At 60.5% G+C, this 26,992-nt stretch carries 29 protein-coding genes; 17 read left to right on the top strand and 12 right to left on the bottom strand.

Going from position 1 to position 26,992, the window contains the following annotated elements:
- Window positions 1-69: 69 nt before the first annotated feature.
- From AB4037_RS08535 to AB4037_RS08500, 8 genes are all read left to right on the top strand, one after another.
- Window positions 70-2,472, top strand: a complete 2,403-nt coding sequence (locus AB4037_RS08535) for a hypothetical protein (RefSeq protein WP_441771224.1) — start codon at window positions 70-72, stop codon at window positions 2,470-2,472.
- Window positions 2,469-4,532 (top strand): hypothetical protein, encoded by a 2,064-nt coding sequence (locus tag AB4037_RS08530; protein ID WP_441771223.1) that lies wholly within the window; start codon window positions 2,469-2,471, stop codon window positions 4,530-4,532. Before AB4037_RS08535 ends, AB4037_RS08530 begins: the two co-directional genes overlap by 4 nt.
- Window positions 4,533-5,360: 828 nt before the next feature.
- Window positions 5,361-7,031 carry a hypothetical protein gene (locus AB4037_RS08525; RefSeq protein WP_441771222.1) on the top strand — a complete coding sequence of 557 codons (1,671 nt, stop codon included), beginning with the start codon at window positions 5,361-5,363 and terminating at the stop codon, window positions 7,029-7,031.
- A gap of 7 nt (window positions 7,032-7,038) precedes the next feature.
- On the top strand, window positions 7,039-7,434 hold the full coding sequence (locus AB4037_RS08520; protein ID WP_441771221.1) for a hypothetical protein: 396 nt from the start codon (window positions 7,039-7,041) through the stop codon (window positions 7,432-7,434).
- Window positions 7,435-7,493: 59 nt separating this feature from the next.
- Window positions 7,494-8,291 (top strand): glycoside hydrolase family 108 protein, encoded by a 798-nt coding sequence (locus AB4037_RS08515; RefSeq protein ID WP_441771220.1) that lies wholly within the window; start codon window positions 7,494-7,496, stop codon window positions 8,289-8,291.
- Entirely contained in the window at window positions 8,288-8,584 is a 297-nt protein-coding gene (locus AB4037_RS08510; protein ID WP_441771219.1) for a hypothetical protein, read from the top strand. Before AB4037_RS08515 ends, AB4037_RS08510 begins: the two co-directional genes overlap by 4 nt.
- Before the next feature lie 94 nt (window positions 8,585-8,678).
- Entirely contained in the window at window positions 8,679-9,098 is a 420-nt protein-coding gene (locus AB4037_RS08505; RefSeq protein WP_441771218.1) for a hypothetical protein, read from the top strand.
- A gap of 142 nt (window positions 9,099-9,240) precedes the next feature.
- Window positions 9,241-10,278, top strand: coding sequence for an IS110 family transposase (locus AB4037_RS08500; protein ID WP_441771217.1), 1,038 nt, complete (start codon window positions 9,241-9,243; stop codon window positions 10,276-10,278).
- A 298-nt stretch (window positions 10,279-10,576) separates the two neighbouring features.
- Here the strand turns inward: AB4037_RS08500 and AB4037_RS08495 are convergent, their stop codons facing one another.
- The 5 genes from AB4037_RS08495 to AB4037_RS08475 all read right to left on the bottom strand — a co-directional run bounded on the left by AB4037_RS08495 (window position 10,577) and on the right by AB4037_RS08475 (window position 13,465).
- The gene (locus tag AB4037_RS08495) at window positions 10,577-10,987 is read right to left on the bottom strand and encodes a hypothetical protein (RefSeq protein ID WP_441771216.1); all 411 of its coding nucleotides are present in this window, start codon (window positions 10,985-10,987) and stop codon (window positions 10,577-10,579) included.
- Between the two features lie 216 nt (window positions 10,988-11,203).
- A complete protein-coding gene (locus tag AB4037_RS08490) occupies window positions 11,204-11,737 on the bottom strand; it encodes a hypothetical protein (RefSeq protein ID WP_441771215.1) in 534 nt (177 codons plus the stop codon).
- Window positions 11,738-11,855: 118 nt separating this feature from the next.
- Window positions 11,856-12,404 (bottom strand): hypothetical protein, encoded by a 549-nt coding sequence (locus AB4037_RS08485; RefSeq protein ID WP_441771214.1) that lies wholly within the window; start codon window positions 12,402-12,404, stop codon window positions 11,856-11,858.
- 137 nt (window positions 12,405-12,541) lie between these two features.
- Entirely contained in the window at window positions 12,542-12,790 is a 249-nt protein-coding gene (locus AB4037_RS08480; RefSeq protein ID WP_441771213.1) for a hypothetical protein, read from the bottom strand.
- A 174-nt stretch (window positions 12,791-12,964) separates the two neighbouring features.
- On the bottom strand, window positions 12,965-13,465 hold the full coding sequence (locus tag AB4037_RS08475) for an Arc family DNA-binding protein (protein ID WP_441771212.1): 501 nt from the start codon (window positions 13,463-13,465) through the stop codon (window positions 12,965-12,967).
- A gap of 71 nt (window positions 13,466-13,536) precedes the next feature.
- Here AB4037_RS08475 and AB4037_RS08470 point away from each other — a divergent pair, with 71 nt between their 5' ends.
- The 3 genes from AB4037_RS08470 to AB4037_RS08460 are packed head-to-tail and all read left to right on the top strand — an operon-like array spanning window position 13,537 to window position 15,088.
- Window positions 13,537-13,932, top strand: a complete 396-nt coding sequence (locus tag AB4037_RS08470; RefSeq protein ID WP_441771211.1) for an Arc family DNA-binding protein — start codon at window positions 13,537-13,539, stop codon at window positions 13,930-13,932.
- A gap of 11 nt (window positions 13,933-13,943) precedes the next feature.
- Window positions 13,944-14,789, top strand: coding sequence for a KilA-N domain-containing protein (locus AB4037_RS08465; protein ID WP_441771210.1), 846 nt, complete (start codon window positions 13,944-13,946; stop codon window positions 14,787-14,789).
- Complete coding sequence (locus tag AB4037_RS08460) at window positions 14,786-15,088, top strand: hypothetical protein (RefSeq protein ID WP_441771209.1); 303 nt, start codon at window positions 14,786-14,788, stop codon at window positions 15,086-15,088. Before AB4037_RS08465 ends, AB4037_RS08460 begins: the two co-directional genes overlap by 4 nt.
- 304 nt (window positions 15,089-15,392) lie before the next feature.
- Here AB4037_RS08460 and AB4037_RS08455 read toward each other — a convergent pair whose 3' ends face one another.
- Entirely contained in the window at window positions 15,393-15,602 is a 210-nt protein-coding gene (locus tag AB4037_RS08455) for a cold-shock protein (protein ID WP_434955179.1), read from the bottom strand.
- 511 nt (window positions 15,603-16,113) lie between these two features.
- On the opposite strand from AB4037_RS08455, the gene AB4037_RS08450 reads away from it, so the two are divergent.
- The 3 genes from AB4037_RS08450 to AB4037_RS08440 all read left to right on the top strand — a co-directional run bounded on the left by AB4037_RS08450 (window position 16,114) and on the right by AB4037_RS08440 (window position 18,222).
- Window positions 16,114-16,653, top strand: a complete 540-nt coding sequence (locus AB4037_RS08450; RefSeq protein WP_441771208.1) for a hypothetical protein — start codon at window positions 16,114-16,116, stop codon at window positions 16,651-16,653.
- A 305-nt stretch (window positions 16,654-16,958) separates the two neighbouring features.
- Window positions 16,959-17,303, top strand: a complete 345-nt coding sequence (locus AB4037_RS08445; protein WP_441771207.1) for a hypothetical protein — start codon at window positions 16,959-16,961, stop codon at window positions 17,301-17,303.
- Window positions 17,304-17,529: 226 nt separating this feature from the next.
- Window positions 17,530-18,222: an alpha/beta hydrolase gene (locus AB4037_RS08440; protein ID WP_441771457.1), complete on the top strand. Its 693-nt coding sequence runs from the start codon at window positions 17,530-17,532 to the stop codon at window positions 18,220-18,222.
- A 123-nt stretch (window positions 18,223-18,345) separates the two neighbouring features.
- On the opposite strand, the gene AB4037_RS08435 is transcribed toward AB4037_RS08440, so the two are convergent.
- Window positions 18,346-18,786, bottom strand: coding sequence for a baeRF12 domain-containing protein (locus AB4037_RS08435; RefSeq protein WP_441771206.1), 441 nt, complete (start codon window positions 18,784-18,786; stop codon window positions 18,346-18,348).
- 435 nt (window positions 18,787-19,221) lie between these two features.
- Here AB4037_RS08435 and AB4037_RS08430 point away from each other — a divergent pair, with 435 nt between their 5' ends.
- Entirely contained in the window at window positions 19,222-19,443 is a 222-nt protein-coding gene (locus AB4037_RS08430) for a hypothetical protein (protein ID WP_441771205.1), read from the top strand.
- Window positions 19,444-19,464: 21 nt separating this feature from the next.
- Here the strand turns inward: AB4037_RS08430 and AB4037_RS08425 are convergent, their stop codons facing one another.
- Complete coding sequence (locus AB4037_RS08425; protein WP_441771204.1) at window positions 19,465-20,094, bottom strand: TetR/AcrR family transcriptional regulator; 630 nt, start codon at window positions 20,092-20,094, stop codon at window positions 19,465-19,467.
- A gap of 140 nt (window positions 20,095-20,234) precedes the next feature.
- Between AB4037_RS08425 and AB4037_RS08420 the strand changes: the two genes are divergently transcribed.
- Both AB4037_RS08420 and AB4037_RS08415 read left to right on the top strand, forming a co-directional pair.
- Window positions 20,235-21,758 (top strand): MFS transporter, encoded by a 1,524-nt coding sequence (locus tag AB4037_RS08420; protein WP_441771203.1) that lies wholly within the window; start codon window positions 20,235-20,237, stop codon window positions 21,756-21,758.
- Between the two features lie 306 nt (window positions 21,759-22,064).
- Window positions 22,065-22,574, top strand: a complete 510-nt coding sequence (locus tag AB4037_RS08415) for a MucR family transcriptional regulator (RefSeq protein WP_441771202.1) — start codon at window positions 22,065-22,067, stop codon at window positions 22,572-22,574.
- Window positions 22,575-22,902: 328 nt separating this feature from the next.
- Here the strand turns inward: AB4037_RS08415 and AB4037_RS08410 are convergent, their stop codons facing one another.
- The 4 genes from AB4037_RS08410 to sucC form a co-directional block, all read right to left on the bottom strand.
- A complete protein-coding gene (locus AB4037_RS08410) occupies window positions 22,903-23,901 on the bottom strand; it encodes an NAD(P)H-quinone oxidoreductase (protein WP_441771201.1) in 999 nt (332 codons plus the stop codon).
- 181 nt (window positions 23,902-24,082) lie between these two features.
- Window positions 24,083-24,817 (bottom strand): GntR family transcriptional regulator, encoded by a 735-nt coding sequence (locus AB4037_RS08405; protein ID WP_434955189.1) that lies wholly within the window; start codon window positions 24,815-24,817, stop codon window positions 24,083-24,085.
- An 82-nt stretch (window positions 24,818-24,899) separates the two neighbouring features.
- Window positions 24,900-25,826 (bottom strand): succinate--CoA ligase subunit alpha, encoded by a 927-nt coding sequence (gene sucD, locus AB4037_RS08400; RefSeq protein WP_441771200.1) that lies wholly within the window; start codon window positions 25,824-25,826, stop codon window positions 24,900-24,902.
- A partial coding sequence (gene sucC, locus AB4037_RS08395) for an ADP-forming succinate--CoA ligase subunit beta (protein WP_441771199.1) occupies window positions 25,826-26,992 on the bottom strand: 1,167 nt, incomplete at its 5' end. The genes sucD and sucC, both read right to left, overlap by 1 nt.

The raw sequence follows: 26,992 nt of genomic DNA, 5'->3' as shown, positions 1-26,992 counted from the left end.
TCCGGCCCGTCGCCCGAAGAGGCCGCCCAGGCCGGTGCGCTCTCGCCCGAAGCCTTGGAGCGTCGGCGCATGCTCGCCATGGCCTTGATGAAGCAGGGTTCGGACAGTTCCCCGATCCAATCCCCTTGGCAAGGCGTGGCCCGCGTCACGGATGCTTTGTCCGGCACGCTTCAGAACTACTGGGCCGATACCGACGAGAAGAACGCGCGCAATGCGAGTTCTCAGCGCACGTCGTCTTTGCTTGGCGGGCTGTTGGGTGGTGGTGCTGGGCCTCAAGCCGCGGTGACCGCTCTGAGCACTAGCAGCAGTGGAGCGTCTTCTTCTCCCTCGGGCGGCCGGGTCACGCAGGCGGCAAACACCAGCCTTTCTCCGACGCAGAAGGCGCTGCTTGATACGATCGCCGGTACGGAAAGCCCGGATTACAACACGCTGTACGGCGGCAAGAAGTTTGAGAGCTATGCCGCGCATCCCAATGTTGCGGTGCCGATCGCCAGCGGCCCAAATGCCGGCAAGACGTCGTCAGCGGCCGGCCGCTACCAGTTCCTTGGCTCGACCTGGGATGGTCAGGCCAAAAAGCTGGGCTTGAAGGATTTCTCTCCCGAGAACCAGGATCTCGCGGCCTGGGATCTGGCAGCAACGACCTATGCTCAGAAGACCGGCCGCGATCTCAACGCCGATCTCAATGACCCGAACGCGCGTGGTGGGATCGGTCAAGCCCTTTCCGGGCAATGGACTAGCCTTCCTGGTGGCATCGAGGCTGGCACCAATCAGAACCGGTTTGCCCAAGCCTATGCGAACAATCTGGGCCATTACGGCAACGGTGCGGTGGCTGCTGCCGCGCCACCGGCCGCCCCGGCTCCTGTGCAGGTTGCGTCGGCTGATCCAAGCTTTGTTCCGGCCTCCGCTGGCGCCTCAGGGCAGCCCGCAAGCCCGTTCACGCCTGGCGCCGATCTGAAGCAAGGCAATTTCCAGCCTGGCTCCCTGTCGCCAGATCAGGCCAAACAGTATGCCAACAATGGCTATAATGTCCCGAACGAGGCGATCAATTGGGACCAGGAGGGTGCCGCCGCACCGGCTGCCCAGGCCTCGCCATCTGCGGGAAATCCGCAGACAGCGCCGCAGTCTGGCGCGGCAGCGGTCACTAATGCCATTGCGGGTGCTCCCCAGCAGGTCGCGCAGGCCGCGCCGAATCTCTCCCCGGGTGGGCAGGCCGTGGCAAACGCGATGAGCCCGCCCCCGGCCGCTGCAGCTCAGGGAGGCCTCTCGCCCCAGCAGCTTCAACAGTTCTCCTCGGTGCTCAATGATCCCTTCGCCTCGCCTGCTGACAAGCAGCTTGTCGCCGGCATCATCCAGCAGCGCATGAAGCCGAATGAATACGGTTTCCAGAGCCTGCCTGACGGCACGATTCTCCGCACCGATCCGCGCACCGGCACGGTGGCACCGATCTATCAGGCCACGCCGAAGCCGATGCAGGTTGGTGACAGACTGGTCATGCCGGATGGAAAAGTTGTGGCCGACTTCTCGGCACCGCCGACCGCGACTGTCGGGAACAACATCGTCAATACCAAGACCGGGCAAGTCGTCTTCCAGGCGCCCCCGAACCAGGAATATAAAGAGTTGAACGGGCGCGCGCTTGCCTTCGATCCACGCAGCGGTGGCGCTCGCGATGTCACGCCAGACGGGGTGCCTTCAGGCTACCGTCCTGCCACCGATCAGGAGCGCGCGCAGTATGGCATCGCCCCCGGCATGCCTCTCTACTTCGGCCCCGATGGCAAGCCCGCCAGCCTTGGCCCGCAGACCTCGGTCAGCATCCAGGGCGGCGAAAGCCAGTTCGACAAGACCGTTGGCGAGGGCCAGGGCAAGATGTTCCTCGGTCTCGCTGAAGATGGCCCGCAGGCCAAGGCCGATCTGGGGAATATCGCCAATCTGCGCAAGGCGATTGCCACGCTGCCCGGCGGTTTCCTCGGTGGTGCCCAGGCCATCGCGAACCAGTACGGCATCAAGCTGGGCGAGAACGCCGGCAACCTCGAATATGCCAACGCCATCTTGTCCAAGCTCACGCCGGCTCAGCGGCAGGGCATGCCGGGCGCTGCGTCCGATCGCGACGTGCAGATGTTCCGCGACGCGCTGCCCAAGCTGTCGAACACCCCAGAAGGCAACGCGCTGATCATGGACACGATGGAAGCCCTGGCGCAGCAGCGGCTTGAACAGGCCCGCATCGCGACGCTGGTCACCACCAACCAGATGAACCGACAGGAAGGCATGAAGCAGTTGCAATCTCTGCCGGATCCGTTCGCCGCCCTGAAGGCGGCGACAGGGCCCCAGGAGGCACCGAAGCAGGGCGGCGTTGTTCCGACCGCACAGGCCACGCAGGCACCTCCTGGCGTCCCGCAGCCTGGTACGGTTGAAGGCGGCTTTCGTTTCAAGGGCGGTGACCCGAGCAAGCCTGAAAGCTGGGAAAAGGTGCAGTGATGGCCGGACCGTGGGAAAAATATGCTGCGCCCGTTGAAGCCGCTCCAGCAGACGTGCCGCCATGGGCGAAATATGCCGCACCGGCCCTCACGCCACCAATTGATGCGGTCCAGATAGTCGAGACCATCAATCGTCAGTTTGCGCCTGATGCAGTGGCGGGGCGTCAGGATGACGATAGCGCCCTGCATCGGTTCGCGACGAGAGGGGCGCTGGCCGCCGGTAATACTGGCATTCAGCAAGGCATGACGCTCGGCTTCGGTGATGAGCTCATGGCCGGCGCTCTATCTCCGATCGAGGCGCTGAAGGGGGCTATCACCGGCGAAGACGCTGACAAGGGCTTTGGCCAGCGTATGGCAGATGCCTATGGCCGCGCCCTTGATCGCGAGCGCGGCACGCTTCACCAGGCCGAAACGGATCATCCGATTGCAACCGGCGCCGGCAATCTCGCTGGCGGCCTGATGTTGGGCGGAAAGGCTCAGGAGGCTGGACTGACCTTGCTCAAGGGCGCCCCCAGCATCTGGAAGGGAGCGGCAGAAGGCGCGGGGTATGGTGCTCTCCAGGGCTTCGGCTCGGGGGAGGGAGGCGTACAGAAACGGCTCGACTCTGCCTTGACCGGCGCGGAAATCGGCGGGGGCGGGGGCGCCGCGATCGGAGCAGCCAGCAAGGCAATTCCTGCAATCGCCAATTATATCACCGCCTTCCGCGATCCTGAGATCGGTAGTCTTTCAAAACCAGCCCTCGATTATGCGCGCCGGAATATCTCCCCCGATGTGCTGCAATCTGCCCAAGAGCTTGGACCACTCGGCACATTGGCGGATGTCTCCCCCGAATGGCTCGGCGTGGCACGCGGCGCTGCCTCAGTGCCTGACAGCCGGGGTGCCGTAGTCGACGCGTTGCTGCAGCGGGGCTCAGGCGCAAATGCTCGGCTTGCGAACGATCTGAACGCATCGCTCGGGCAAGTGGTTGAGCCTTCAGCAATCAACCGCACTGTGGATCAGGGCCTCGCTACTACACGTCAGCAGTATGGGCCGCTTTTCCAAAACGCGCGGGCCGTGAATACGGAGCCTCTCGCGGCCAGCCTCGAAACCAATGCTGTCAATTTGCGTGGCCCTGCACAACAGTCAACGCAGCGTGTCAGGAACATGCTCGATATCACGGGCGCTCCTGGACAGCTTGACCCAAGCCCGAATACCTTGTTTCAGACCCGGCAGGCGATTGACGGGATGATTTCGACGGAGGCGGATCCGAAGGCAGTTGCCGCGCTCACACAGGCCCGCAATCAGGTGGACGCGGAATTGCAACGGGCTGTGCCTGGCATCAAAGATCCAGATGCCCAGTTTCAGCAGCTCATGCAGCAGCGGGAAGCCCTTGAGCAGGGGAACAAGATCCTCGATAGCGGCAAAACCACCATTCGGCCGGTTGATCTCCAGAGCCAGATCACGGAAATGGCCCAGCCCAATGGCACGCTAATAGGGCCTTCTGCTGCCCCTCTGCGTCTCCAACAAGGTGTTCGCGCCGAGATAGACCGCACCCTCGGCACCAAAGCGAATGACCCGGTTGCCTTCAGCCAGCTCATGAAGGGCGAAGGCGACTGGAACCGCCAGAAGCTCGGCCTGCTCTTTGGTCGGGACAATGCTGACGCGGCTTTGGCCGCAGGCGACCGGGAAGCCTTGTTCAACACAGTGAAGAACCGCGTCGAAAACGGCTCCGACACTGGCATGACGCAGGGCTTCCGCGAGGCAATGAAGGCTATCGAGAAGCCTGCAGATCTGCCGCCCAATGTGACGACACTTGGTGTTGCCAGTTGGGCCGCCAAGAAGGGGCTCGACAAGGTGCTCAGCCGAAATGGAGAGAAGGCAGCAGCCGACTTTGCAAGCCAGCTCGGGCGCCTGTCGGTCGCGCAGGGCGATGCTCGCGACCGTATCGTCAATGCCCTGATCAACTACCAGGCCGGCAAGACCAATCCGCAACTCTCCCCAGGAGTGCGCGCGGTGGTGAATGCCTTGATCCAGCAGAGCGGTATGGAGGGGAGGGCTATAGGCCCAGCTTGGTCACAATAAAATGTGCGATCGAGGCGTTATAGGGCTCAAGGATTGGCAACGCGTATTCCTTAATAAGCCACATGACGCCGATGGCGAACGCCAGGGATAGGACCCACGGAATCGCGTTCGGCCCAAAAAAGGGCTCCTTGGGGTCTGTGTCGGATTTGGTTTGGCGCATCCCACCTCAATATCACAGTGCTAAGTTCCCTGCATTAGCCGGGCTCTGCTGTGCACCTAGGGGCTTGGCCGCCACGTCAACGCCAGCCGAAACAATGACTGCGATTCCATTCATCTAGAACACTCCTGGAAAAGCTGCGCGAAGTGCCCAAAAAACTACTGTAATCGGCCATATGGTAGCAAGAAACGCGTCAAGGGTAAGATTTATCAATATTTTGACGAATGGGGAGGCTCTGCCTTGCCATGTATCCACAACCAACAGAATGTAGGTTATCGGGCCGCCTAGCGCCCAAACAATACCAAATACGCTGCTAAAAATTGTATTCAGCGCTGACTTCATTCTAGCCCCCAGGCGGTTATGAGCGGAGTCTGGACCCCGCTCAGAATATTTTAATCGTCATCCCCACCTTGACGCCGATCCGCGGCACGATCGCCGCACGAGGACCCGTCCTTAGCCTGCTGCCAGGAATGATCGCAGCTACCGGCGAAGGCCGGTGCAACTGCAAATGAGAACATCGCCGCGACTAACGCGGCGAACACAATCTTGATCATCGAGATGGCCCCCTGATCCGCACCACTGCGGATACCTCTTTCGAACGACATTCACCGTGACCGTCCCGTGAAATCCAGCCCGCCCTAAGTGGCGGGTTTTACTTTGGAGAATGCCCGATGCCTCGTAACGGCTCTGGAACCTACATTCAGCCGGCCGGCACCGCTGGTGTTGACGGTGAGGTCATCTATGCCACGCCTTACAACAACCTGGTTGCTGACATTGGGAACGAACTGACGAACTCGGTGAACGTTTCCGGCACGAAGGCGATGAACGCCGCGCTGCCCATGGGCAACAACCGGATTACGTTGCTCGCCAATCCCACCGGCGCCCAGGACGCGGCGACGAAGAGCTATGTCGACGGGCAGATTTCCGGCAGCGCCACGACCTTCATTGGCGGCACCACGACCGGGACGGCCGGCGCCCAGGTTCTCGCCAGCGTCAGCCCAAACACCTTCACGCTGACGGCCGGCTATCGCATCGTCTTCACGCCTGGCTTTACGCCGACCGGTCCGACCACGCTCGCGATCACCGCGCCCGTCATCGCGGCCAAGAACATCATGAAAATGAGCCCGCTTGGCCTTCTGCCGTTGGCGGGCGGGGAAATGATCGTCGGACAGGAGACCGAAGCTCTCTATGACGGGACGCAATATATCCTGCTGCAGAATGTGGCCGCAGAAACCGGCCCGCGAACCTCTCTCGCATCGGCTGCCACGACCGACCTTGGCACGATCTCCAGCCGCAACATCGGCATCACTGGCACCACCACGATCACCTCGTTTGGCTCGGCCGCGAGCACGGCGTTCCCGCTGTATTTCCTGACCTTCGCGGGTGCCCTGACGCTGACCCACAACGCCACGTCGCTGATCTTGCCAGGCGCAGCGAATATCCTGACCAGGGCGGGCGACACCGCCATCGCGCTCTATCTCGGAAGCGGCAATTGGCAGGTGATCACCTATCAGCGGGCGTCGCTCCTTCTGACCGGCATCGAGGTCCCGAAGCGCCAAACCGTGCTGCAAGGCCCGATGGATACCAATGGGCTGCCGACCTTCTTCCCTGCGACCTCGGCAAACCTCACGCTGACAATGCAGAATGTCAGCTCGTCGGGCCAGCTCATCGCGACGATCGCTCAGAGCTTCGGCGCCCAGGGTCAGCAGGACCTGGTTGTCGTGGTCAATAGCAATCTCGCAGTGACAGTGAATGCTTCGGCCACCAGCTTTATCTGGCTCGATGATACCGGCATTCTCGGCGTGGCGGCTTTGGCTCCCATCTATCAGTATGGCGGCACAGCCAGCGTGGCATCTGGGCAGCACACCTATATCATCGGCCAGGGGCAGATGTACGTCGGCAACGGCTCGGTCGCGGCGCCGACCAATCGCGTCTTCATTGGTGAGGCAATTGCCAGCGCCAGCGCGATCACGTCGACGGTGGCCTATGCCTATCAGAGGTCTTTCCAATATACCGATACCGGCTCGCTCCCTGCCGCCGGTACCAAGACCTCGAAAAACCACAACGTCGGTACCGCTGTCGGCATCATGGGCGCCTTTGCGCTTCAGTGCGCCATCGCCGAGGGCAACTACGCGGTGGGCGATATCGTCTATGGCGTTGCCACGGAGGCCGGCGGCGGCCCTTGGTGGGGACCTCTTGAGCCCGTGATGCTGAGGAACGCGATGTACTTCACGCCCGGCGCTCTGAATGGCTACGTCCTGTTCAACGCGACGAATGGCGCTGGCCTGACGCTCACTAATGCCAACTGGCGTTACATCCTGATCGCAACAAGCACTTGGTGAGGCTCGAATGTGGATCGATACGAAGACGGGTGAGATCTATCTTGGCGATTGTCAGCCGGGAGACCGGGATGCTGCCGCTGACGAAATCGCCGCGTGGGAAGGGCGCAAGGCCACTCCAGAGGCGGTGCGCGCCGAATGTGCCTGGCGCATCTACGCCGCGGCCTCACAGGCCACGCAGGCCAATCTGAACGGATATATCAACCTGCTGAACGCCAAGGCCTTGCAGGGCGGCACGCTGACCGATGCACAGAAATCCGACCTGATCACCTTCGCCGCGGCAATGGACTGGATCAACGCCATGCGCGGCGCCTGCGCCGGGCTGATCGGCAACGCTGCCTATCGAGACGACGGTAACTGGCCAAGCCTTTCCCCCGAACTCGCGGCGTTCGCGGCCCGGTTCTGATTTCCCCTCCCACTCTGTCCACCAGCCGCCCTCGAGGCGGCTTTTTTATTGAGGCCACCATGAGCGATACCCTCGCCCAGACCATCAAGCTCGTCTTCGGCTCCGAGGGCGGCTATGTGAACCATCCGAAAGACCCGGGCGGCGCCACCAAATACGGCATCACGGCTGCTACGCTCGGCGCCTCACGCCGACTCGGCCGCAAGGCCACGCCGGATGAGGTGAGGCGCCTCACCTTGGCTGAAGCCGCGCAGATCCTGGACAAGCAGTACGCCCAGCCCTTGCGGTATTCGGAGCTGCCGGCCGGCCTCGACTACGCCCTGTTCGACTACGCCGTGAACTCCGGGCCGGCCCAGGCCGTGAAGACCCTGCAGCGGGTTCTTGGGGTCGAGGCGGACGGCATCATGGGCGCGAAGACGCTCGATGCCATGGTCATGAGCGTTGAGCTTATCGACAAGCTGCAGGATGCGCGCCTGAAGTTTCTGCGTGGTCTCAAGACGTGGCCCACCTTCGGCAAGGGCTGGACGAACCGCGTGGAGCATGTCCGCGTTGCGGCGCTCACGATGGCGCGCGGACTTGTCGCGCCACGCCCGGCCCCCGCTGGTGGCCAGGAAACTGCCGACCCGAAGGACACCAAAGTTTCGTCCACGCCCGCCGGCAAGGGCACGATCACGGCCACGATCGGCACGGCGGGCGCTGCGATTGGTGCGGCCAAGGATTCCCTATCCCCGCTCACCGGCAATGGCGGTTTTGTCGACACGGTCTTTACCGTTCTGGTGGTCGGAGGAAGCCTCGCCGCTATCGTCGGCCTGGCCGTCGTTGCCTACCAGCAGATGAAGCACCGGGAGGCAGCAGCATGAGTGCGCTACTTGCCCTCGTCCCTGCGCGCGCATGGGCTGCCATCGTGGGTATCGCGCTCGTGCTGATGGCTGCCGTGGGCTTCGTCAAACACATCCAGCATTCCGCCGCGGACAACGCTGTCCAGAAAATCGAAAGGGCGAACGATGCCGCGAACCAGAACGCCGACCAGGCAGAGACGGATTATTACCAGCGCTTTGATCAGTGCCGCTCTGCTGGCGGTAGCTGGGATCGGGCTAACCGGGTGTGCCTCACCGGTCCCGGTGACAAAACCCTGCGGCGTGATCCGCGATAGCTTGGTCGGCGTCGCGGCCACCTCGAGCGAGGGAGAGCGCCGTCTCGGCGCGCATTATGAGCGCGGCAAGGCCGCAGGATGCTGGAAATAAACAATGACGGAGATCTCCCCCATGCAGAAGCCGTCTTTCTCAACCACCATCTCGCTCGGCAACTGGCTGACAATCGGCACGATCGTCGTTGCAGGCCTGGCCGCGTTCTTTCAAATGCAAGCCGCGATCGGTGCCATGGACGTCTGGCGCGTCGAGTATGACAAACGGCTTGAAAAGCTCGAGGTGAAGGTTTCCCCGATCGAGGGCATCACCTTCCGCATGGGGCAGCAGGAAGCCAGCATGAGCGCCATCAACGCTCGCGTTGACCGCGCCGTTGACGCGATCACCGATCAGCTCAAAGAGCTTCGGAAAGATGTCGGATCGGTCAACACCTCGATCGCCGTTCTGACGCGCTCGATCGACGCGCGCTCGCAACGTGGCGACGATCTTGGAACGCCCAGCCGTTCGAACGGCCCGCGCTAAAACGATTCCCCTGCCCGAGGGCGGGGCTAGCTTTGACATTGGTCAAAGGGGTCTCCGCGCAATTACATACTATAGTTGATGGTGCTTTTGGGCTTGATGCTATTTACTACTATGCCCTCCTCTTGCGAGCGGGAGCAGAGCAATGCCTTATTTTGCAGGGCTGGACGTCTCGCTGAATATGACGAGCGTCTGCATCATCGATGCCGAGAACGACGTCGTACGTGAATGGAAAGTCCCCACAGGCCCCAGCGAGTTGATTGAGGCTCTGAGCCCTCTTGCGCGGGATATTTCACGCGTTGGCCTGGAAGCTGGGACGTTCTCCGAACTTCTCTATACTGCTCTTGGCGAAGCTGGTTTCCGGGTTGTCTGCGTCGACGCGCGGCACATGGCACAGGTTCTGCGCGCCCAGCGGCAAAATAAAACAGATCGAAATGATGCGCGCGGCATTGCCGAGATGATGCGTCTCGGCCTGTTCCGGGCCGTTCATATCAAGACGCGACGTAGCCAGAGGATACGCGCTCTGTTGAAAGTGCGAAAAATCGTAAAATCCAAGCTCCTCGCTATCGAAGCCGACCTTCGCGGAATTCTGAAAACTTTTGGCGCCCGCATCGGAAGCGTCGCCCCCGAAATATACGAGGAGAAGGTGTGCCAAGCTGCCGCGTTTGACCCAGTGATCTCGGCCATCGTTGATCCAGCGCTGACGGCGCGGCGAGTTCTGCGAGAACAGTACAACCGATTGCATGGTATGGTCCTGCGCGTCGCCAGAGAGGATCCTGTGTGCCGGCGGCTGATGACCATGCCCGGCGTCGGGCCCGTTATCGCACTGACATACCGTGTTGTGATCGACGTGCCGACGCGGTTCCTTCGGTCGCGCACGGTTGGTGTATATGCCGGACTAACACCGCGCGGCTTTCAATCGGGGGAGGTCGACCGGTCTGGACGCGTATCCAGAATGGGAGACGGCATGCTTCGTGCCGCTCTCTATGATGCCGCCCAGGTGATGATGACGCGGGTGACGAAGCTGTTCCCCCTGCGGATTTGGGCATTACATCTCGCCGAGAGACGAGGCCACAAGAAGGCCGCCGTGGCCCTTGCGCGCAAGATCGCAGTCATCCTGCATCAGATGTGGGTCAACAGCGAAGATTTCCGGCGCGAGGTCCCGCAAGGGACGGGGCGGTGAAGTCGGGGAATCATATGGCGTCGAGGTCTAGCCCTCGAAAGCCGCGTTATAGGCTGGCTTGCCGCCCCACTGCTTTGGTTCTGTCTACCGTAGCGTTACAGCACACTCACCCCTCTGGCCTTTGGGCCAGAGGGGCTTTTTGCGTTCAGATCGGGTGGAGAATATCGGGTTCGTTGTAGGCCGACGAATTCACATTCGTGGAGATCGGCCACATGTCCATGAGATTTGACGGATACGGGACCATCAGGTCGGCTGGATCTGGTTCGATATTGTCGCGCGAACCGGGCTTGATCCTCGATCACATTGGGAATTGCTCGACGTAAGTCCCGAACTTGGCGCACATCGTATCAATTTCCGCCTGCTTATTGCCATCGGTTCCTAAAATAATCGGTGAAAATACAGTAGGATTATCCGGCGGACCCTCAAGAATTCCAAAGTACGGCTCCATTCCTGATGGGGCTCCAAGCCTATTCGTACCGTTGACCAAGCCACATACATAGATCCATTTGCCGTCACTCGACGCGTGCATCCGACCATATGTTGCCGACGCAGCGCCTTTGAGTGATTTGAGGAGATCTCGTTTGACTATTTCGATTTCCGCATTGCTAAGAGATACAAGATTTCTATTCGGCGGCGCGCTCGTGTCATGCGTTGCGACGCACGAACAAAGCAAAACAGCGCTGAGTGTCGCGCACAGCCTCGAATACATGCTAGCTCCTATTGCAAAAATCGAACTCGAAACACTCTAATTTAGACCGCGACTAGTGCCCAAGCCTTCGGCAGGCGGACGGCAAAGTCAATGCTGGCATGCAGCTGGTTCGCGAAGACCTGGCTAGGCCGTGGAAGGCAGGGGCTGCAGCGCGGGAAGAACGGCGGCTGTGGTGGTGTGGGCCGACCAATTGAGCCTCACCGGCGGATATCACAACTACAGGCGAGGGGTGCTCCACTTGGACTTGCCGCCTTTCCTTCGCTGTGGCTTGGCGGCTTCCGCGCGCTCTCGCCGCCGTTCTTCACGAACATCGTCGAGCCGTCGCAAGCCCTTATCGAATAGGTTCTGGGCATTGTATTGAATTGTTCTCTGCCCTGCCATTTGGGCAGCGATTATGCGCAGGCTTGCCTGGCGAATGTCCATTTTCGCGTCGATGATGGCCGCCTCGCCATTCGTCCAGTACCATTCTCTGTCTTTTGGCGACCAGCTCTCCATCCGCTCACGATCAGCTCTATTGCCGTCGACCGCGTTGGAGATGTCCCAAGAGGAGGGGAGGAGGCCATGGACCTTTTGATAGGCCTGGGCAGCCTCGATGCACGCAACCATGTCGCCGTAGATCTCGTATGATCGACCGCCGCCAGCGACCACCCGCAGGAAATTGATCGCAAATTCCCTAAGCGTCTTCTCGACTTCCTCCGAAGCCGCGTTCCTGGCCAGGTCCTTGTCCGAATTCTCGATGACCAATTTCATGGAAACGACCCCGCCTGACGCTCCGAGGGCAATTGCATAGCATGATTTCAGCGCGAGGGAATCCCAGGTTACTGATCGAATTTGCTTGCAAAAACTCACTATCGGAACGCGCGGCAGGTCACCAGTTCCTCTCCCACCCTGGGCGGAGTCTTTCCCATTCGACATCGCTCAGCGCGCGACCAGATGCCATTTCTGCTGCTTCTCGGGCTGATTTTGCTCCGAGCCGGCGGCCCGCTTCGATCAGGGGCGCAACCGCCCGATCCTGCTTTGCTCTGAGCATCGCGTCTGGGCTTTTCAAGACACCATATCGAAGGAGAATCTCCCCAACGCTCCCGACTGGTTCCTGCCCATCCCTGTTCTTCTCAATCTCTACGATGGCTATCTTGGCCATATCTTCAATGCTTTTCACCCTCGCCGCACGAAGAATAGGCATTTCTGACATACCCATTCGGTGCATTACATCAGCCTGGTTGATTGCATAAGAGACGATTTCATCCAGTGCGGCATCGGGGATCATGGCTACATTGACCCCCATCTTTTTCAGATCACTCTTGAGCAGCATGCGACCACCGGCTTCGATGGGAACCGCGGCGCCGACTATGACTTTAAACAGCCAAATCACGATAACCGCGATGACAATGCCCGCTGCAATGTAAAATGCCAGCATATGCCCCTGCCTGAGTATCGCGTTCTAGTGCTCTCGGATAACGGCATTCTCCCCAGCAGCTAACCGACTGAAATCCTTGGATTGCTCAGATTCGAGCAATCCCTTCGGCCCGTATGCTGGCGGAACGCTTTTTGCGTTTAGGGATCGTTTCCCTCTAGGCGCCGTCTCTCTCGATCCGTGAGAGCGTTCTGCGCATCAAACAAAAATGCGGCGAGATCGCCGTCGGCTGCAGCCTCGAGATCTTCGGGCGAGATGCCAGCAGCTCTAGCATCATTTCGGCAAGCTCTGACTTCGTCAGCCAATTGGTCAGGGCTGTCCATATATTGCGGCACCACCAGGTTCTCGCCGACCCACTGGTCGAGCCAGTCACGTCCTTGGTTCGGCATTTGATTTTCTCCCGCCTAAGTTACGCGCGCTATTCCCGAATACTTGGCGTGACGAAGGCGTGAAAAGATCAGTCAGGCTTGGATTGTTCCGAGGAAGCTCAAAGCGGCTTTAACCCGCTGGAATCGTTGGACTGCTCAGATTTGAGCGTACTCCGAGACTGCCTTATCGGCTGGTCAATCAGGCTTTTTATCTTCATCCTTGTCTAGCAGTAGACGAGAGCCTTTTTTGCCGAGGTCCGGCCGCTGATTGTTTTTCAACTGTCGAATGGTCGTGTCGATTGTGAGGGAGATGAGCTTCTGTACGTTGTCCATCGTTAGGTTCACCCGATCCTCATCGAAAGAGTTTTCGAGCCGATCAATAATTTCGGCATCCACGGACCGCTTATTTTTAGCGGCTGCCTCTTTTAATCGTGCGTGGAATTCGCTTGAGGTGACTCTCTCTGTGAGAGCCTCCACGACGCGCTGTGCGCCGGGTGACAATTTCGGCTGAGGCGCGACATCGGATCCTTCTACCTGCGCGTCGATCAAGAAGGCCATTTCTATCATGCTTATGATCTCGGCATTCATTGATCGCTTATGACGTTCAGCCGACGCCTTCACGCGGTCGCGCATCCCATCCGGGAAGCGGATCATAAACTGATCCTGCTTGTCGCTGGGGTATCCACCACGGGCCATATGTCTTCTCCACTGATAGTAGCGACTAACTATCATTCCTTGCTTGACGCAATCATAGCGACTCGCTACGAATGATATATAGCGAGTCGCTATGTGAGGAGATGATGCCCCGAGAGCCACAAATCAACGTTCGGCTTCCAGACGATATGAGGGAGCGATTGAAAACCACGGCGAAGCGCAATCGCCGTTCCATGAACAGCGAATTTGTTCTTGCCGTCAGTGCATGGCTGGAGCGTGAGGAGCGGCCAGCAGGCCAAAGCCAGAACAAAGGTGAGGCTGTGGATCAATGTGGATTATGTACCGAGCCACTTCTGGAGCCTCGGTCGCGCTATAATGGCAGATACAACGAATCAACTCGGCCTTGGCCGGGTGGAGCGACGGTGGGGGATCAAGCCGTGGAAAGCAGCCCCCACCGTCGCCATGAACCGCAGCCCTGCAAGGCTGCAAATTCTGAGCATCAGGTTTGAAAGGAACCTCGATGAACGTCCAGATTGATAGTCTAAATTCGCGGAATTCGCAAATTCTCGCCTTCGATGGCCGTGCGATTCGCGATCGCGGCGACATGCTCTCGCTTACCGATATGTGGAAGGCCGGAGGAAGCGACCCGCAGCAGGCTCCCGCCAAATGGCGAGCATTGCCGACGACAAAATCCTTCGTGGAACATGTCGAGGTCACTATCGGAAAATCCGACACTGAGCTTTTCAAGGTTCAGAACGGCGGCAAATCCCCGGGCACCTTCGCCCACTGGCAGATCGCTCTGGCCTACGCGAAGTATCTCAGCCCCGAGTTCCACGTGTGGTGCAACACCGTGGTGCGGGAGCGCATGGAAGGAGGATCGGCATCGATCCATCCTGCGGCGCCAGCGCCTTCATCGTCTGCGCACTGTGCCCGCGAGGCCCGCCTCTCATATAACCACTACATGAAGATGGCCCGCATGATGAAGATCGAGGGTAATCAGGCAGTAATCTCAGCCAGCAACGCGGTGAAGTCCACGGTTGGCATCGACATGATGGCGGCAATGGGCGTAACGCATTTGATTGCTCCTTCTGACAACGCTGTCATGAATGCCACGGTCATCGGTCGCGAACTCGGCAAGGGCGCCCGCGATGTCAATATCGATCTGACGCGGCTCGGCTATCAGACAGCGTTTCGCGATTCGAAAGGTCATTTGGTCTACGAGCCGACCGCCAAGGGCAAGGTCGCGGGCGGCTATATGGCCGATACCGGCAAGCGCCATAGCAATGGCACGCCAGTTCGTCAGTTGATGTGGACGACACAGACGCTCGAAGCGCTCCGCGCCGAACTTCAGATGGAGAAAGCATGATGGTCGGCTTAGTGGACAAGATCAGCTCTCTTGTCGCCATGCCGACCGGGCGAGGCCCCACCAATCACTTGTCGGATCTTGGGGACATCGTGGAACAGGTTAACCAGATGGCAAATCTAGCTCACGATCTTGTTGCGAGCTTTGTTGTGGATGTCGAACAGATCGCGCCAAAGGTGTTTATGCGCCAGTTCACCGAGTACGAGCGGGACCAGTTGAACTTTGCTTGTCGTCACGTGGCTCAACTGACAGAACGACTGAAAACCGACTATCTCCGCGCCATCGACTGTTATGGCGCTTGAAGACCGGCACTGACGAAATCAAGGGCCGTCCTTCGGGGCGGTCTTCTTGTTTTGTCCCCTGCAGACGCCCCCTAGTAGGGTTGTGCTCACCCCGGAACATCACGCGAACTTCCGGTTCCTGCAGTCGAGTTGCGCTAATGAATTTTCCCGCGACTTTTCATGCCGTTATCGGAGGGGATAGCGCCAAGCGCGGGGAGGGTGCAAAGGTACTCACCGCTTCCCCACTTTGTGCCGTTTCCACGGATTTCGTTTCAGATTTGTTCCCTCTGGCCTTCGGGCCAGAGGGCTTTGCGCTTCAGAGGCCTTATTTGGCCTGCAGGTTATCTGCCGACAGCTTGCCGGAACGGCGATCTTCAACCAGCTCATAGCTGACCTTCTGGCCCTCCTGCAGGGAACGGAAGCCAGCACGCTCTACGGCGCTGATGTGAACGAAAACATCCTTCGAGCCGTCATCCGGCTGAATGAAACCATAGCCCTTTTGCTCGTTGAACCATTTGACCGTTCCAGTGCTCATATCGAATTCATCCCATAAAAAAGCCTTTCGGCGCGTCGAACTTATACCCCCCGATCGGCCTCATGAACAGGTTGCATTCTGGCTTTTGGGCTGCAGAGGGAGGGCGTTCCCTTCACACGGGAGGTGTCGGCAGTTCAAATCCCTCCCTCTGATTTGAACTGTCCTACCATCCCCGGACGGCCACCGTTCCCGCACCGTAGGGGATACTTTGTCGGTGAGATTGAACGAAACGCTCTCACGCTACCGCCAACCTGGCCGAAGTGATGCTCCCGACAAGGGGGCGGATATCCAGTGATATGGAGCAGGCATGGCTCGCGTGCTTGCCTGCGGTGGACAGTCATGCTGGCGATAAAAACGCAGAACAGGTCGCGCGGTTCGTTAGGTGCCTATCCACTCGCTTATTCGTTTTCATTCACGATGCGGGCGGGACTTGCAGAACAGGGCGAGGCAACGCATGCTTCCTCGAGATTGAGGCGAAGCTGCAATGGGACCTGCGTCTAAGACTCTTGCCTTGGGCATCGTGATCGTCGCCCTTTGCTCATCGGCAGGCGCCGCCGCGGAAGCGGTAGTCGATGCTTCCTGCCAGCCGCTACTCGAGGCCAATGACAAGCTAGGGTCACTTGAGCAGTTTCAGGTCGTCAGAGACCTGAAATACTCCGATGGAAAGGTGGTCCATGGTGAGCTTGTCGTGATCGGAACGAAGGCCTACCGACGCAACAATCCCGGATCGAAATACGTTGAAAGCAATTTCGTATTCAGGCGGGATGGGCTGCCAAAAGAGGCCATCCATTCCGATTGCGTCCTTGCCGGTTCCGAGCGCCTTTTGGGCAAGGACTACGACATATGGAATTATCAGTTCAGCTACGCGGATGAAAAACCGAATGCTCGGCAGGCGCTAGCCTGTCACACTTGGCTGGATCATCAAACGGGGCTGCCCCTCAAGCGCCGTTGCTCTGCCTCACAGCCCGATAGCAGGATTTCCGCAGTTTCGCTTTTTTGGAGCTATCGTCGGGGTTTTGAGACGCCGGCCGTCGAGGCGGCGCCGCCGTAGAGCGGAAGGGAGGCCGGCATCGATAAGATGTCCGGTAAAAATTACCGTTTCTACCGGCGTTGAGCGATCGAATGCACCTTCGCTGGACAACAGGAATTACTTTGACGGTGCACCTTCGTTTGCCCGGAGCTTGCCGAATGGGCGCGCCCGTTCAAATAGCTTCTTCTTGGTCGCCACAAGACGTGATGCCCGTGAAGCGAACCTCGTCCGCAACCGGTTGTTCTGGCGTCTTTTCCCAATCTGAAAAACCTGCCGGCTTTCGGCAAAAGATGCAAGACTGCCATCCGGAACGTCGGGAGCGCGCGATGAAGGGCGGCAACTGGCTTGCGATAGGCGGACTGCTCATTGGAGCGGCGTTCTTGCCGTGCAGCGGGCCGGTGCAGGCCCAGGGCTATGATGCCTGGCTCGCCTGGCCCGACGACTACAAGCGCGGCTTCGCCCTGGCCGTTGTGATGGAACAGCTCTCGACCTGCCTCGGTGAGGGCTGCAGCCTTACACGCCACCGCAGGCAATGCCTCGCCGGCGTGACCGACAAGGCGGTGGTCGAACTGCTTGAGCGATATATTGGCCGCCATCCCCAGGCCAGGTTGCGCCCGGTCAATGTGACCCTGAGCCAGGCACTCTCCGAGTTGTGCGGTCCGGCCCCCTAAAGGGTGCCCATGGGGCGACCTGAAAATCGATAACCGGCGTATGAGGTCCTGGTGGGGCCACAGCGGATGAACCCGCGCGATACGGCTGTCCAGGTCCTTCGAGGGCGCGTTCCGGCGATGCCCGTTACGAAACTGCGTTCTTCCTTGGCGTCATTTCATGCGTGGCCGACCCAAAAGCGCGATAGAATGGCGCGCGCAAGGGCACTCAGCACAGGTGAGGCATATGATGGCTAAGGATACGACGATTGTGCTCGTCCATGGCTTCTGGGGCGGCGCGGCCCATTGGGCCAAGGTGATCACGGAACTCACGCGCCTGGGATATGACAAGGTCCGCGCTGTGGAACTGCCGCTCACCGGCCTGGCCGATGATGCCGAGCGTACCCGCAAGATGGTCAAGCAACAGGAAGGCAAGGTGGTGCTGGTCGGCCATTCCTATGGGGGCGCGGTGATCACCGAGGCCGGAGGCCTGCCGAATGTGGCGGGCCTGGTCTATGTCGCCGCCTTCGCGCCGGATGCCGGCGAGAACCCCGGAGCGATCAGCCAGCAGAGCCCGCCCGAGGCGTTCCGCAATATCGCGCCGGACAGCGATGGCTATCTCTGGATTAAATACGACAAGTTCGGCGAGAGTTTCTGCCAGGATCTGAGCGCGGAGGAAGCCAGGATCATGGCCGTCACACAGAAAGCGCCATTGACCTCCACCTTCGGCGACAATGTCACCACACCTGCCTGGAAGGCGAAGCCGGTCTGGTATCACATCTCCAGCCATGACCGCATGATCGCACCCGACAACCAGAAGCGCATGTCCGCGCGCATGAACCCGCGCAAGGTCATTACGCTCGAGGCCAGCCATGCTTCGCTCGCCTCCAGGCCGGTGGAGGTCAGTCAGCTGATCGACGAAGCCGCAGGCGCGGTTGGATAGGCCGAGCAGCCGCGGCATCGCTGCGGAGGGATGAGGAAGCGGGCGGGGAGGCTGCTGCCTCTCCCTTGCCGGCTTGGTGTTCCGGACTCAGGCCAAGTTCGATGGCATCGGATGGCGGCGTGGCTAGTCCCGCAGCATCTTTGCGATATCCTCGATCGGATGCGAGGTCAGCTGCTTGGGAATTTCGCGGCTGATGCGCTCCACCACTTCCTGGTGGAAGGCTTGGCGCAGGTCGCCGAGCACCTTAGGTGGGGCGACCACGATCAGCCTGTCGAACTGGCCGGCATGGGCGCGTCGATACAGGATTTCGGCGAGCCCGACCGCAAAACGTTCCTCGCCCAGTCGATGCCAGTCGGTCTCCTTGATGGCGCTGGTGCGACCATTGGTGCCGGTGCCGGTACGCCCCGGCTGATCGGTGCCCTGTTCGCGTGTGGCGGGATTGTCTTCCTGCAGGACCTGGTCGACGGTGAGACTGGCCTTGTTGCCACGTCCGACCTGGCGCAGAAAGAGCGCCTTCCTGCCGTCTCCGACCAGCACGAGGGTGTTCTTGTCGTCTAGGATCATGATTGCACTACCTCTCTGTAAGGGGAATGCATCCAGGCGCTCAAATGTTCCTGTCTCAAGCTCAGGATGCAGGGCTCTCGGCTGGGCAACAGCCCCACCGCCTGCCGAACGAGGCTCCTTCGATGCGATGTCGTTTCGATCCGAGCGGCATGGAGATCAGCCGCGGGGACCGGATAATGTCGTAGCGTAAGGGGTAACCAGCGCTTCCTTTCATCAAAATGGAAGGCATTCTTACAGAATTGCTTCCCGTGTAACGCCTGGATTTTTTACATCTTACGATGGAACGTCATTTTTTTGAACCAAAATGTACCGTCATTTCTTGCAGCGGAGAGCTAGGATTTCAAAAGACTGCTGTGCCATTTCGCACAGAGTGGAGCACCGGTCCGCTGTCATTGAGAGGTATCGGAAGCCTGTCGTGACAGAGGGAGTGCTGCCATGCCTCGCGACGAAACGCTGTTGGACTTCACCGAGGAAAACCATCGCCTCCGCCGCGTCTCGCGGGGCGATGCCGGTCGACAGTTCCATTTCTCCATCTGCATCGTCGCCGTTCTGGCAATCGCGATCCTGCTGACCGTGATCGTCGAATCCGCCATCTTGAAGAAAAGGCCGATGTCGGGACCGGGCCGCTCGGTATCGCTCACCCAATCGCTGCGCTAAAGCGTTTTGCGATTTGACGGCTCAGGCCGCGAGCATGCGCGAAAACAAGCTGGACAGCAGGCGGCATAGAGGTTGCGGTTCGTGTTCGCCCGCGGCGATGGCGTCGTCGACGACCCCGTGCATGCCGTCGAACAGGACGAGCGCCACCGCGCGGCTGTGCGGAACGGTCCAGACACCGGCGGCGCGCCCCTCGTCCAGCAGGGCGACGAGCTGGGCAATCACGGCGTCCTTCTCGCGCGATTGCCGCTGGCTGTGGGGGAAATCGTGGAAGACCACGTCGTGCAGCTGGAAATTGGCGAGATAGGCCGCAACGGCGCCGCCGATCCAGGCCGAAAGCCGGGCGACATAGTCGTTACGGGGGCAGGCATCGACGGCCGCAGCGACCCGGGACAGGAAATCCTGCGAGAAGCGCTCGCGGAGGGCGTGGATGACATCGGTCTTCGTTTTGAAATAATGGTAGAACGTGCCCTTGGCCACGCCTGCGCGTGCCACGATGTGGTCGACCGTGGTGGCCTCGATGCCGCGGGCGATAAAGAGTTCCGCCGCCGCAGACATCAGATCGTCTACCCGCACCTCGGCCGGCTGGATGCGCCGCTGGCGCGGCCGCTCGCCCCGCATGGGCGCACCCGGGCCCTCGATCTTTCCGGCCATGCCTCTCCTCTTTCGCCCAGGTCCTGAATGGAATGGCTCTCTGCCATATTTAGAATGATTTTGGAATAGCTTAGTCAGATTGACTGACCGTCGGTCGATATGTATCGATGCCGAAAAATCCTCCTTGCCAGGTAACGATCATGTCCTCCTTGCGCAGAAAGGCCGCCGTCGCGGCTGTTTATCTCGGCACCTTCATGGCCACTTTGGCGATCAGCATCGTTACGGTGGCGCTCCCCGCCATCCAGAAGGGCCTGGGCGCCGAGCTTTCCGACCTGCAATGGGTCGTCGGCTCCTATGCTCTCTGCCTTTCGGCCTTCATGCTCTCTGCCGGTCCCCTCGGAGATCGCTATGGACGCAAGCGCGCCTGGCTCATCGGTATTGTCTTGTTCACCCTGGGATCGGCGATCTGCGCGATGGCGCCCTCCCTCATGGTGCTGATCGCCGGCAGTGCCGTTCAGGGCGTCGCCGGTGCCCTGGTCATTCCGGGCGCCCTGTCGATCCTAACACAGGCCTTTCCCGATCCCGGCGAGCGGGCCCATATCATCGGCGGCTGGTCATCCTTCAGCGCTGTTTCGCTGATCCTTGGCCCGATGCTCGGCGGGCTGCTGGTCGACAATGTCGGCTGGCCCAGCATCTTTCTGGTTAACTTACCGCTCGGCGCGCTCGCCTTCGGTCTCGGCATGATCGGCATCAGCGAAAGTGCCGATCCCGATCATGCTGCGCTCGATCCGCCCGGCCAACTCCTGAGCATCCTGTTCCTGGGTACGTTGACCTATGCACTGATTGTCGCGGGGCAAGCGGGCTGGACCGCGCCGGTGACGCTCGGCGCCTTGGCCGCCGCGGCGCTGGCACTCCTTGCCTTCGTCGTGGTCGAGAGCAAAGCGAGCCGTCCGGTGCTGCCCGTCGATCTTTTCCGCAGCATCCCTTTTGCCTCCCTCAATTTCGCCTCCTTCGCCCTCGGATTGTCCGGCTATAGCAGCCTGTTCTTCTTCTCGCTCTTCCTGCAGCAAGCGCAGGGATGGCCGGCCACGCAAGCCGGTTGGCGCATGGCTCCGGTCTTTGCGGCCATGGCGCTGACGGCGGTGCTGTTCGGCCGGCTCTCTGCACGCTACGGCCTGCAGCGCCTGATGCTGCTCGGTTATGTGCTGCTCGGTGGCGCCATGCTGATGATGGCACGGTTCAAGCCGGACACGCCCTATTTCACCATCGCGCCGCTTTTTGCCCTGCTTGGCATCGGCATGGGGCTGGCGGTGCCGGCAACCAGCGCAGCCATCATGGCCGCTGCTCCGCGCGCGCGGTCCGGCGCCGCATCCGCAACCATGAACGCTCTGCGCCAAGGGGGCATGACCGTCGGTATCGCCCTGCTCGGCACCATGATGGCTGGCCGCGCGGTGGCGACGATGGCGCAGGCCTTGGCTGGAGCCGGTGTCACGTCTCCGCTGGCGCTGGCCAGTCTTGCCGTGCGTCGGCATGAGATGCCGACCGGCTTGATCATGGCTGAACACGACTTCCGGCACGTGCTCGCTCGTGCCTTTGCGGACGGGTTCTGCCTGGCCGTCGTCATCGCCGGCCTTGTCGGTCTGGTGGCGGTCCTGGTGCTGGTGCTTGGCTCTCGAACCGGTGTGCAACGCTCCGAGCCGCTTTCCGCCCTCGACGATCTCTAACCGCTCTCGGGCGAAGGGAACCTGGCGATGGGCTGGTGGAGGGGGCGGGGGAGCGCCGAGGGCTACTTGCTCAGAAAAAGAGGTTGGATGACCCGAATCCCGCAACCCAATGCGCCGACGCCAGTTAGCAGAGGAAGCAAGGCGATCATCTGTGTTGTTGCATGCTCAGTAAACCAAGGCATGTCTGAGGAATGAGGAGAGATGGTATTTGAGCAAATATTCCCGGTTTAGCTATGCCGCTGCCTCAATATGTCGCGGTCTTTGGATACCGATCCAGGCAGAGATTCCTAACTATAACGAAATGTAATGTGCTTTTTTGGCCCAACGTGGCAAAATGCTGCTTTCGTCAAACGTAACTCGGGGATCATTTCGGATATGCAGGAAGCTCACAATAATTTAATCGATATTACGGTGGATATCGTCGCAGCTTACGTCGCCAATAATTCTATTCCGACGGACGGATTGCCATCTTTCATATCAATGGTTCACGACAGCCTGTCTAAGCTGCGGGAGCAGCCAGTAGTCGAAGAAGCCACCCCGTTGCGTCCAGCTGTACCAGTACGCAAGTCGGTTACGCCGGATTTCATCGTCTGCCTGGAAGATGGCCAGAAATTCAAATCGTTGAGGCGGCATCTGCGCAGCAAATACAATATGTCGCCGGAGGAATACCGTAGCAAATGGGGTCTTGCGGACGACTATCCCATGGTTGCGCCGAATTATGCTGCTGAACGCTCCCGCCTCGCCAAGGCCGCTGGCCTTGGGTCGCTGCGTTGGGGGCGCAGCACGCCGCCGGCCAAGACCGCCAAGGCTGGCTGAGGGGCTCGCCTTATCTCGAGTTGATGGCTGGAACGGTCCCGCGAGGGACCGTGCCGGCTTTTTTGCGTTTTACCGAAGAGATGATCGAAAGACGGGATGAGGCCCCGGCCTCATAGTCTTGCCGCAGCATGAGGACTTCGGACCTGCGGAAAAGAGCGGATACGATCGGGCTGAATTTACGAGAGCAAAGTGCGATTTCTCTGCACCGTACTTTTACTCCAACTCTTTGTTTCCCAGCCAATCCGACGGATTGGCTGGGGCCTTTTTGCGATTCCAGGTGATTTCATGAAATCGCAAAATGCTTTGGCGGTGCGATGAACCGCCGGGCTCACACGGTGAGCACGATCTTGCCGCTATGGCTGCTGCTCTCCATCAACGCATGGGCCTTGGCCGCTTCCGACAGGGGGAAGACGGCATGGATCAGCGGGCGGCAACGCCCTTGCGCCAGCAGGGGCCAGGCATGCTCTTCCACCGCGGCTGCGATGGCCGCTTTGGCTGCCACCGACTGGGCCCTCAAGGTGGAGCCCATATGGCTCAGGCGCTTGGTCATCAGCCGTACGAAATCGACCTCGACTTTCGAACCCTGCAGGAAGGCGATGTTGACGATGCGCCCTTCCATCGCCGCCACCTCGTAATTCTTGGCGATGTAGCTGCCTCCCACCATGTCGAGAATGACATCGGGGCCGCGCCCGCCCGTCGCCTGTTTGACGGCCGCGCTCCAGTCCTCGGCCTTGTAGTCGATGGCAACATCCGCGCCGAGCTTGCGGCAGGTCTCGCATTTCTCGGGAGAGCCGGCAGTGACGATGACGGTGGCGCCGAAGGCCTTGGCCAGCATGATGGCCGTGGTGCCGATGCCGGAGGAGCCGCCGTGAACGAGGAGGGTTTCGCCGCTCTGCAGGCGGCCGCGCTGGAACACATTGTGCCAGACGGTGAAGAAGGTTTCGGGGATGGCCGCCGCCTGGATCATGTCGAGGCCGGCAGGAACCGGCAGGGCATGGCCGGCATCCGTCACGGCATAGGGCGCATAGCCGCCGCCGGGCGTGAGGGCGGCCACCTTGTCGCCGATCTTCCAGCGAGCGGCCTTCGGTCCGACGGCGACGACCTCGCCCGCAACCTCGAGACCGGGCAGATCGGAGGCGCCCTTGGGCGGCGGATAGGCACCGGCGCGCTGCAGCACGTCCGGGCGATTGACGCCAGCGGCGGCGACGCGGATGAGGATCTCGCTCTCACCGGGCTGCGGCACCGGGCGCTCCTCGGGCACCAGCACTTCGGGGCCGCCCGGCCGGCTGATGGCGATGGCGGTCATGGTGGTGGGCAGGTCGGGCATGGTCGATTCCGATCATTTGAGGGGAGGGGACCGATCGCAAAAAAAGCTGCTTTTGATCGGCCTTTCCCAGAGCAAAGTGCGTTTTTAAAAAAAAAGCCCCTTTGTTCTCACTCCCTGTTTCGACGCGTCTTTGCGGTTCTCGCTCGCTACCTTACGGTCGCAGGGCGCTTTGGCCGGGACGTCAGTCGAAGATGCCTTCGCTATGCTTGGCGACATAATCGGCCAGGCCCAGCGTGTGGTCGCGGGCATAGGCCTCGGCCTTGGCGATATCGCGCTTTTCGAGGGCCTCGATGATGTTGAGGTGATCGACGATCGATTTGCTGGCGCGATCGTCGCGGCCGATGGTGATCTGCCGGATGCCACGCACATGCAGTACGAGGTTCTCGGTCATCTCGGCCAGGATCTGCGAGCCGGAGAGCTCGATGATGGTCTGATGGAAGCGGATATTGGCGGTCGAGTATTCGTGTGGATAGTCAGCCGGCTTATGAGCCTCGTTGAACTCGTGGAAGATCGTGCGCAGCCGCGCGATTTCCCGGTCGCTGGCGCGCTGGCAGATCAGGCGCACCGCCATGCTTTCAAGCGCTGCCCAAGCCTGGATCATCTCGATCACCTCGCGCTTGGTTTTTTTCAGCACGATGATGCCCCGCCGGGGCAGGGATTTGACGAAGCCCTGCTGCTCGAGCATTGCGATAGCCTCGCGCACCGGCGTCCGGCTGACACCAAGGCGTTCTGAGAGCTGGCGCTCGTCGATCCAGGTGGGGTCGGGCGAAGAGTAGATGTCCATATGGGCGATAGCATGCTTGAGCGCGGCATAGACTTTGGTCTTGTAGGTCTGTTCCGGAGAGAAACGTTCCAGCACCAGTTCGGGGGTGGATTCGTCGGCGATTGGCCAACGCGCTTGAATCTTGGGGGCCACGAACTCTTCCTCTCTCAAAACGCCTATATCGACCGGATAGTGCCATGCTCTTCATAGCGCATATACGCGATCCGGTCTTGCATTAGGTATACCTAAAACGGCCTATAAGTCGCCCTCGAGCCGATGACGCCTTCAGCAATTCGGTGAGCGTGGTACCGAGGCGAGCGGGGGATGGGGATACCCTGACGCCAGCGGCTTCGAGCGCGGCGATCTTGGAGCCGGCATCGCCCTTGCCGCCGGAGATGATGGCGCCGGCATGGCCCATGCGCCGTCCGGGCGGTGCGGTGCGGCCGGCCACGAAGCCGACGGTGGGCTTCTTGCGCCCGCGCTTGGCCTCGTCGATCAGGAACTGCGCCGCATCCTCCTCGGCCGAGCCGCCGATCTCCCCGATCATCACGATCGAATGGGTGTCGGGATCGCCCAGGAACATCTCCAGCATGTCGATGAACTCGGTGCCCTTCACCGGGTCGCCGCCAATGCCCACCGCCGTGGTCTGCCCCAACCCCTCATTGGAGGTYTGGAACACCGCCTCATAGGTCAGCGTGCCCGAGCGCGACACGATGCCCACCGAGCCCTTCTTGAAGATGTTGCCCGGCATGATGCCGATCTTGCACTCGTCCGCCGTCATCACMCCCGGGCAGTTCGGCCCGATCAGGCGCGACTTCGAACCCGACAGCGACCGCTTCACCTTGATCATGTCGGCGACCGGAATGCCCTCGGTGATGCACACGATCAGCGGGATCTCGGCATCGATGGCCTCGCAGATCGCATCGGCCGCCCCCGGCGGCGGCACATAGATCACGCTGGCATCGGCCTGCGTGACATGGCGCGCCTCGGCCACGGTGTCGAACACCGGCAGGCCCAGATGCTGCGAGCCGCCCTTGCCYGGCGAGGTGCCCCCCACCAGCTGCGTGCCATATTTGAGCGCCTGCTCGGAATGGAAGGTGCCGTTCTTGCCAGTGAAGCCCTGGCAGATCACTCGGGTTTGCTTGTTGATCAGGATCGACATTACTTGGCTTCCCGCACGGCTTTGACAATCTTCTGGGCGGCATCGTCGAGGTCGTCGGCAGCAATCACATTGAGGCCGGATTCACGGATGATCTGCTTGCCGAGTTCGACATTGGTGCCTTCGAGCCGCACCACCAGCGGGATCTTCAGGCCGACTTCCTGCACCGCGGCGATCACGCCCTCGGCGATCACGTCGCATTTCATGATGCCGCCGAAGATGTTGACCAGGATGCCCTTCACTTTCGGATCGGCCGTGATGATCTTGAAGGCCGCCGTCACCTTCTCCTTGGTGGCACCGCCGCCGACATCCAGGAAGTTGGCCGGCTCCTCGCCATAGAGCTTGATGATGTCGAGCGTGGCCATGGCCAAGCCAGCCCCGTTCACCATGCAGCCGATCGAGCCGTCGAGGGCGATGTAACTGAGATCGTAGCGCGAGGCCTCGATCTCCTTGGGATCCTCTTCCGACTCGTCGCGCAGCGCCACGATGTCGGGATGGCGGTAGAGGGCGTTGGCATCAAAGCCCATCTTGGCGTCCAGGCATTTGAGCTGGCCGTCCTTGGTGACGATCAGGGGATTGATCTCCAGCAGCGCCATGTCCTTGGCCACGAAGGCGGTGTAGAGCTTGGTGGTCAGGCTGACCGCCTGCTTGGCCAGGTCCCCGGAAAGCCCGAGCGCCTTGGCGACCGCCAGGCCGTGATGGTTCATCACCCCGGTGGCCGGATCGACCGAGAAGGTCACGATCTTCTCCGGCGTCTCATGGGCCACCTTCTCGATGTCCATGCCGCCCTCGGTGGAGACCACGAAGGCAACGCGGCTGGTCTCGCGGTCGACCAGCACCGAGAGGTAGAACTCCTTCTCGATGTCCGAGCCGTCCTCGATATAGAGCCGGTTGACCTGCTTGCCGGCCGGGCCGGTCTGCACCGTCACCAGCGTGTTGCCCAGCATCTCCTGCGCACTGGCACGCACATCCTCGATCGACTTGGCCAGGCGCACACCGCCCTTGGCATCGGCAGGCAGTTCCTTGAACTTGCCCTTGCCGCGCCCGCCCGCATGGATCTGCGACTTCACCACATAAAGCGGACCCGGAAGCTCCTTGGCCCCTTTCACCGCTTCCTCAACCGTCAGCGCAGGCACGCCCTTCGATATGGGCAGGCCGAATTCCTTCAG

This window comes from Labrys sp. KB_33_2 (genome assembly GCF_052114505.1).
GTDB lineage: Bacteria > Pseudomonadota > Alphaproteobacteria > Rhizobiales > Labraceae > Labrys.
The sequence above is the reverse complement of the archived record's forward strand: the minus strand, read 5'-3'. Positions and strand labels throughout refer to the sequence as shown.

Coding starts and splice junctions, on each gene's coding strand:
- AB4037_RS08445 (WP_441771207.1), top strand. CDS start 16,959: ATGAAGGGCGGCAACTGGCTTGCGATAGGCGGACTGCTCATTGGAGCG.
- AB4037_RS08470 (WP_441771211.1), top strand. CDS start 13,537: ATGATATATAGCGAGTCGCTATGTGAGGAGATGATGCCCCGAGAGCCA.
- AB4037_RS08515 (WP_441771220.1), top strand. CDS start 7,494: ATGAGCGATACCCTCGCCCAGACCATCAAGCTCGTCTTCGGCTCCGAG.
- AB4037_RS08410 (WP_441771201.1), bottom strand. CDS start 23,901: ATGCCCGACCTGCCCACCACCATGACCGCCATCGCCATCAGCCGGCCG.
- AB4037_RS08430 (WP_441771205.1), top strand. CDS start 19,222: ATGCCTCGCGACGAAACGCTGTTGGACTTCACCGAGGAAAACCATCGC.
- AB4037_RS08435 (WP_441771206.1), bottom strand. CDS start 18,786: ATGATCCTAGACGACAAGAACACCCTCGTGCTGGTCGGAGACGGCAGG.
- AB4037_RS08525 (WP_441771222.1), top strand. CDS start 5,361: ATGCCTCGTAACGGCTCTGGAACCTACATTCAGCCGGCCGGCACCGCT.
- AB4037_RS08520 (WP_441771221.1), top strand. CDS start 7,039: ATGTGGATCGATACGAAGACGGGTGAGATCTATCTTGGCGATTGTCAG.
- AB4037_RS08535 (WP_441771224.1), top strand. CDS start 70: ATGCTCGCCATGGCCTTGATGAAGCAGGGTTCGGACAGTTCCCCGATC.
- AB4037_RS08500 (WP_441771217.1), top strand. CDS start 9,241: ATGCCTTATTTTGCAGGGCTGGACGTCTCGCTGAATATGACGAGCGTC.
- AB4037_RS08505 (WP_441771218.1), top strand. CDS start 8,679: ATGACGGAGATCTCCCCCATGCAGAAGCCGTCTTTCTCAACCACCATC.
- AB4037_RS08455 (WP_434955179.1), bottom strand. CDS start 15,602: ATGAGCACTGGAACGGTCAAATGGTTCAACGAGCAAAAGGGCTATGGT.
- AB4037_RS08475 (WP_441771212.1), bottom strand. CDS start 13,465: ATGGCCCGTGGTGGATACCCCAGCGACAAGCAGGATCAGTTTATGATC.
- AB4037_RS08510 (WP_441771219.1), top strand. CDS start 8,288: ATGAGTGCGCTACTTGCCCTCGTCCCTGCGCGCGCATGGGCTGCCATC.
- AB4037_RS08495 (WP_441771216.1), bottom strand. CDS start 10,987: ATGTATTCGAGGCTGTGCGCGACACTCAGCGCTGTTTTGCTTTGTTCG.
- AB4037_RS08480 (WP_441771213.1), bottom strand. CDS start 12,790: ATGCCGAACCAAGGACGTGACTGGCTCGACCAGTGGGTCGGCGAGAAC.
- AB4037_RS08415 (WP_441771202.1), top strand. CDS start 22,065: ATGTGCTTTTTTGGCCCAACGTGGCAAAATGCTGCTTTCGTCAAACGT.
- AB4037_RS08465 (WP_441771210.1), top strand. CDS start 13,944: ATGAACGTCCAGATTGATAGTCTAAATTCGCGGAATTCGCAAATTCTC.
- AB4037_RS08490 (WP_441771215.1), bottom strand. CDS start 11,737: ATGAAATTGGTCATCGAGAATTCGGACAAGGACCTGGCCAGGAACGCG.
- AB4037_RS08460 (WP_441771209.1), top strand. CDS start 14,786: ATGATGGTCGGCTTAGTGGACAAGATCAGCTCTCTTGTCGCCATGCCG.
- AB4037_RS08420 (WP_441771203.1), top strand. CDS start 20,235: ATGTCCTCCTTGCGCAGAAAGGCCGCCGTCGCGGCTGTTTATCTCGGC.
- AB4037_RS08440 (WP_441771457.1), top strand. CDS start 17,530: ATGGCTAAGGATACGACGATTGTGCTCGTCCATGGCTTCTGGGGCGGC.
- AB4037_RS08485 (WP_441771214.1), bottom strand. CDS start 12,404: ATGCTGGCATTTTACATTGCAGCGGGCATTGTCATCGCGGTTATCGTG.
- AB4037_RS08425 (WP_441771204.1), bottom strand. CDS start 20,094: ATGGCCGGAAAGATCGAGGGCCCGGGTGCGCCCATGCGGGGCGAGCGG.